This window comes from Lutibacter sp. (assembly GCF_013041805.1).
GTDB lineage: Bacteria > Bacteroidota > Bacteroidia > Flavobacteriales > Flavobacteriaceae > Lutibacter.
Genome location: NZ_JABDRI010000029.1, coordinates 54698 through 60990 on the forward strand (window position 1 = coordinate 54698; position 6293 = coordinate 60990).

Annotated in this window: 6 protein-coding genes; all 6 read left to right on the forward strand. The window is 29.8% G+C overall.

The genetic code is table 11. The annotated features are described in order from the left end of the window. Nucleotides 1–83: 83 nt before the first annotated feature. Nucleotides 84–1610, forward strand: coding sequence for a bifunctional phosphoribosylaminoimidazolecarboxamide formyltransferase/IMP cyclohydrolase (gene purH / locus HKP59_RS04380; RefSeq protein WP_291803793.1), 1527 nt, complete (start codon nucleotides 84–86; stop codon nucleotides 1608–1610). A 54-nt stretch (nucleotides 1611–1664) separates the two neighbouring features. Further along, nucleotides 1665–2693: a rod shape-determining protein gene (locus HKP59_RS04385; protein WP_291803796.1), complete on the forward strand. Its 1029-nt coding sequence runs from the start codon at nucleotides 1665–1667 to the stop codon at nucleotides 2691–2693. 20 nt (nucleotides 2694–2713) lie between these two features. Then, nucleotides 2714–3544: a rod shape-determining protein MreC gene (gene mreC, locus HKP59_RS04390; protein WP_291803799.1), complete on the forward strand. Its 831-nt coding sequence runs from the start codon at nucleotides 2714–2716 to the stop codon at nucleotides 3542–3544. After that, nucleotides 3537–4043: a rod shape-determining protein MreD gene (gene mreD / locus HKP59_RS04395; protein ID WP_291803802.1), complete on the forward strand. Its 507-nt coding sequence runs from the start codon at nucleotides 3537–3539 to the stop codon at nucleotides 4041–4043. The genes mreC and mreD overlap by 8 nt, the downstream gene beginning before the upstream one ends. A 51-nt stretch (nucleotides 4044–4094) precedes the next feature. Beyond that, entirely contained in the window at nucleotides 4095–5951 is a 1857-nt protein-coding gene (mrdA, locus tag HKP59_RS04400; protein ID WP_291803804.1) for a penicillin-binding protein 2, read from the forward strand. Beyond that, the coding region (gene rodA / locus HKP59_RS04405) for a rod shape-determining protein RodA (protein ID WP_291803807.1) at nucleotides 5941–6293 on the forward strand (353 nt) is incomplete at its 3' end. The genes mrdA and rodA, both read left to right, overlap by 11 nt.

The window sequence follows — 6293 nt, forward strand, 5'->3', positions numbered from 1 at the left end:
AAAATTTACTATAAAATTTATATTTTTTTATGTTGTTAAGCTGCTGATAATTATTAGCTTTGCGTAAACTTAGAAAGCTACAAATGAATTCAACAAAAAAAGCAAAAACAGCATTAATTTCGGTATTTCACAAAGATGGTTTAGCTCCTATTGTAAAAAAGCTAAATGAACTTGGAGTTATAATTTATTCAACTGGTGGTACAGAAAAATTTATTAAAGAATTAGGTATAAACGTTATCCCTGTTGAAGATTTAACTTCATATCCTTCAATTTTGGGAGGAAGAGTAAAAACGTTACACCCAAAAGTTTTTGGAGGGATTTTATCAAGACGTGAAAACGAAAATGATTTATCACAATTGAATGAATATAATATTCCTGAAATTGATATTGTAATTGTTGATTTATATCCTTTTGAAAAAACAGTTTTAAGTGATGCTACTGAACAAGATATTATTGAAAAAATAGATATTGGTGGTATATCACTTATACGAGCTGCAGCAAAAAATTTCAAAGATGTTATTTGCGTATCTTCTATGAACCAATATGATGATTTTTTAGAAATAATGTCAAATTCAAATGGCGAAACCACACTTGAAGAAAGGAAGAACTTCGCAGCAAAGTCTTTCGCTATTTCAAGTCATTATGACACTGCTATATTCAACTATTTAAATAATAGCGAAATAACATTTAGAGAAAGTTTTGATACTGTTTCAACATTGCGTTATGGTGAAAACCCTCATCAAAAAGGGTATTTCTTTGGTGATTTAGACGCTCTTTTTGATAAATTACATGGTAAAGAACTTTCGTACAATAATTTGTTGGATGTTGATGCCGCTGTTAATTTAATTAACGAGTTTAAAAATGACACACCAACTTTTGCTATTTTAAAACATAATAATGCTTGTGGATTAGCACAACGTGATTCCTTAAAACAAGCGTATTTGGATGCGCTAGCAGGAGATCCAACATCCGCTTTTGGTGGTGTTTTAATTTCAAATAGAGAAATTGATACTGATACAGCTTCTGAAATTCATAAATTATTTTGTGAAGTTGTAATTGCTCCAAGCTATACTTCTGAAGCTTTAGAAATTTTAAAAGGCAAAAAAAATAGAATTATTTTAATTCAAAAAAATATTGAATTACCTAAAAATCAATATAGAACTGCTTTAAATGGTGTGCTATATCAAGAAAAAGATAATAAAACAGATAATGCTAGTGGTATAACTACAGCTACAATTAAACAACCAACTACTAATGAATTAGAAGATCTGTTTTTTGCATCAAAAATTTGTAAGCACACTAAGTCAAATACCATTGTATTAGTAAAAAATAAACAGCTTTGCGCAAGCGGAACAGGGCAAACTAGTCGTGTTGACGCGTTGAATCAATCAATTACAAAAGCTACTCATTTTAATTTCGATTTAAAAGGTGCTGTGATGGCAAGTGATGCATTTTTCCCATTTCCAGATTGTGTTGAAATAGCTGATAAAGCTGGTATTAATGCTGTAATTCAGCCAGGAGGTTCAATTAAGGATAAATTATCTATTGATTATTGCAACGATCATAAAATGTCGATGATATTTACAGGAACGCGTCATTTTAAACACTAATTTTAGTAACTTTGTTAGATTCCAATTTAAAAATTAATAAACATTTAATATAGTATGGGTTTTTTCGACTTTATGACTGAAGACATTGCCATTGATTTAGGTACTGCAAATACACTAATAATTCATGACGGCAAAGTTGTTGTTGATGCTCCTTCAATAGTTGCAAGAGATAGAAATACTGGGAAAATTATTGCAATTGGGAAAAAAGCCAGCTTAATGCAAGGGAAAACTCATGAAAATATTAGAACAATTCGCCCTCTAAAAGATGGTGTAATTGCAGATTTCGAGGCTTCGGAACAAATGATTAAAGAGTTTATTAAAAATATTCCGAACATTAAAAAACGTTTTTTCTCTCCCTCACTACGCATGGTTATTTGTATACCATCTGGAATAACAGAAGTTGAAAAACGTGCAGTAATTGATTCTGCAGAACATATGAATGCTAAAGAAATTTACTTAATTCATGAGCCAATGGCTGCAGCCATTGGTATTGGAATTGATATTATGCAGCCAAAAGGTAATATGATTATTGACATTGGTGGTGGTACTACAGAAATTGCAGTGATAGCTTTAGGAGGTATTGTGTGCGATAAATCGGTAAAAGTTGCAGGTGATGTATTTACTTCAGATATTGCCTATTATATGAGAACGCAACACAACCTATATGTTGGTGAGCGTACTTCTGAAAAAATTAAAATTCAAATTGGTGCTGCTACTGAAGATTTAGAAACACCTCCTGATGATATGCTCGTTCAAGGAAGAGATTTATTAAGCGGAAAACCAAAACAAGTTCAAGTTTCTTTTAGAGAAATTTCAAAAGCTTTAGATAAATCAATATTAAGAATTGAAGATGCAGTTATGGAAACATTATCTAAAACTCCACCTGAATTAGCCGCAGATATCTACAATACCGGAATTTATCTTGCCGGTGGTGGATCTATGCTTAGAGGGTTGGACAAAAGATTATCAAGAAAAACTGATTTACCAGTTTACGTTGCTGAAGATCCGCTAAGAGCAGTGGTTAGAGGAACTGGAATTGCGTTAAAAGATATTGGCAAATACAGAAATGTATTAATGAAATAGACTAACTTCTATAACTACTTATGCAGCAGCTGTTTTATTTTATTAAAAAATTTAGATATTCTCTGCTGTTTATACTGTTAGAAATTCTAGCCTTATATTTTACCATTCAGCACCATTCATATCATACAAGCAGATTTATAAACTCAGCTAATTTTGTTACAGGCGGTATTTATAGTAAAGCTAATTCAATCAATGAATTTTTTCTTTTAAAAGATGAAAATAAGCTTTTAATCGAAGAGAATATTCGTTTAAAAAACCAATTAAACAAACAAAATTTTAATTCTTCAAATAATTATTTTATTGTTTCTGATACATCAAAATACTTTCAACAGTATGAATATACTTCAGCAAAAGTTATTAATAATAACTTTACAAAAAGGAATAATTTATTGACTATTAATAAAGGCAATAATCAAGGAGTTGATAGAGATTTAGGAATCATAAATAGTGCTGGTATTATTGGTGTTGTTAAAAATATATCTTCAAATTTTAGTACCGTACTTTCAATTTTAAATGAAAACTCTAGAATTAATATACGCTTAAAAAATAGTAATCATTATGGAACGCTAGTTTGGAACGGCAAAGATTATAAAACTTTACAAATAACAGATATTCCTAGGCAAGCAATTATTAATATTGGAGACTCAATAATTACAGGTGGAAAATCGGCTATATTTCCTGAAGGAATTAATGTTGGAGTGATTAAAGATTTTAAATTTGAAAATAATCAATATAACGAAATTAATGTCTCATTATTTAATGATATGAGTTCAATTGGATACGTTCAAGTGATTAAGAATTTAAAAAAGAAAGAACAAAAAGAATTAGAAGAAAAATCTATCAATGAATAATTTAATACTTTCAAATAGCCTCAGATTTATTGGGTTAGTGCTTTTACAAGTATTAATTTTAAATCATATAAATTTATTTGGGTACTTAAACCCTATGGTTTATATCGTATGGATATTTTTGTTTCCTCTTAAAAAAAATAGGAGTTTATTTTTAATACTAAGCTTTCTATTTGGTCTTTCAGTTGATATATTCTCTGATTCAGGAGGAATAAATGCTGCCGCGACATTATTTATTGCATTTATTAGAATCTCAGTGTTAAAAACCATTTTAAGAAAATCTGATTTTGATTATTTACTTTTTAATATTAGATCATTGTCAATTGATAAAATATTTTTATACATAGCTACGTTAACTATTATACATCATTTTATAGTATTCTCACTTGAATACTTTAGCTTCAATGCTTTTATAACGATCCTAAAGAATACAATTTTTACTAGTATCTTTACCATTATTTTAAGTATTTTAGGAATATTATTATTCACTAAAAAGAAATAAAAAAAATGATGAATTATTTTGTTCACAACTCATAAAAGCAACTAAAAACAAATGAAAAGAACGGGCTTATTAACTATACTAATAATTTTTATTGGGATAGTATTTATAATTCGCTTATTTTATTTACAAGTAATAGATAGTTCATATGATAAAGAGCTATTAAATAATTCAGCAGTAAAAGTTAAATACGACTATCCTGAAAGAGGTTATATTTATGATAGAAATGGAGTTTTACTCGTTGCTAATCAATTATCGTATGATATCATGGTTATTCCTAGAGAAGTAAAACCTCTTGACACATTAGATTTTTGCAACCTAATTAGAATTGATAAAGAGACTTTTATTAAAAATTTAAATAAAGCTAAAAAATATTCAACACGAATTCCTTCTATTTTCCAAGCTCAAATATCTAAAACCGATTACGCCTACTTTCAAGAAAAGATGCATAAATTTAAAGGGTTTTATATTCAAAAGCGTTCATTAAGAGAATACCCTATCAATTCAGCTCCCAACGTTCTAGGATATATAAGTGAAGTCAACGAAAATTTAATCAAAAAAAACCCAAACTATCAATTAGGAGAACTAATTGGTACAGCGGGAGTTGAAAAAACATATGAAAATATTTTAAGAGGTGTTAAAGGTGTAAAATTTATTCAGCGAAACAGATTCAATAAAGAAATTGGACCTTATAAAAATGGTATTTATGATACCATTCCAATACCTGGAAAAGACATTACATTAACAATAGATTCACAATTACAAACGTATGGAGAATCTTTAATGACTAATAAAAGAGGTGGAATTGTTGCTATTGAACCAAGCACTGGTGAAATATTAGCTATGGTGTCTACACCAACATATGATCCTAACTTAATGATTGGAAGAGATCGATCAAAAAATTTTACAAAACTATATTTAGATACCATAAATATGCCACTACTTGATAGAGGTTTACAAGGTGAATATCCTCCCGGGTCTCCATTCAAAGTAATTACTGCTCTTACCGCTCTACAAGAAAATGTTATTAGCACCACAACAGCAATAAAATGTTTTGGAGGGTACAGATATGGAAATAGTAAGGATGCTTTTATGGAATGCCACTGCGGAACACGCGGAAGCTCTGTTGCACTAAACAAAGCAATTTATAGATCCTGTAATAGTTATTTTGCAAATGCATATAGAAAATCTATTGAAAAATATCCCACACCTACAGAAGGCATGGAAGTTTGGAGCAACCATGTAAAAAGCTTTGGATTAGGTAATTATTTAAATAATGATTTATCAGTAGGTAAAAAAGGACTAATTCCAAGTAGTGCGTTTTATAATAAGTGGTATCCAAATACTAATTGGACAGCGACTTATACCATTTCGAATGCAATTGGTCAAGGAGAAATTTTAACAACTCCAATTCAATTAGCAAATATGACCGCTATTGTTGCAAATAAAGGCTCTTATTATACACCACATATTGTTAAAAACATCAAAGATGAAGTGCTAGATTCCAAATTCACAACACTTAAACGTACAACTATTAATGAAGAGCATTTTGATCCTGTTATTGAAGGTTTATTTCAGGTGTTTGAAAACCCAAGGGGTACAGCAAGTTGGTCTAAGGTAAAAGGTATTGAAATTTGTGGTAAAACTGGAACATCAGAAAATCCTCATGGACAAGATCACTCGATATTTATTGCATTCGCTCCAAAAGATAATCCTAAAATTGCTATTGCAGTTTTTGTAGAAAATGGTTATTGGGGATCTCGATGGGCTGGCCCAATCGCGAGCTTAATGATTGAAAAATATTTAACAGGAAAAACAACTAGATCTTGGGAAGAACAGCGCATGTTAAATGGTAGTTTACAAGATGAATATGACAAACAACTAAACGAAACATTAAAAATTGAGGATTAGAAAGAAAAATATTTTTTTTGGAATAGATTGGCTACTTATACTCCTCTATTTCGTGTTAATTTTCTTCGGATGGATTAATATATACTCAGCTACTGTTAATGAAGAAGCTGTTAATTTAATAAATTTTTCAACGGAATACGGAAAGCAACTAATTTGGATTGGACTGAGTTTTCCTATTATTATTTTAATACTATTTTTTGACGCTAAATTTTATGAAAAATATGCCTCACTAATTTATTTAGTTGGCTTATGCTCACTAATTGGACTTTTTATAATTGGGAAAAATATTAACGGGGCAACCTCATGGTATGACTTTGGTGGATTTAGCTTACAGCCCTCAGA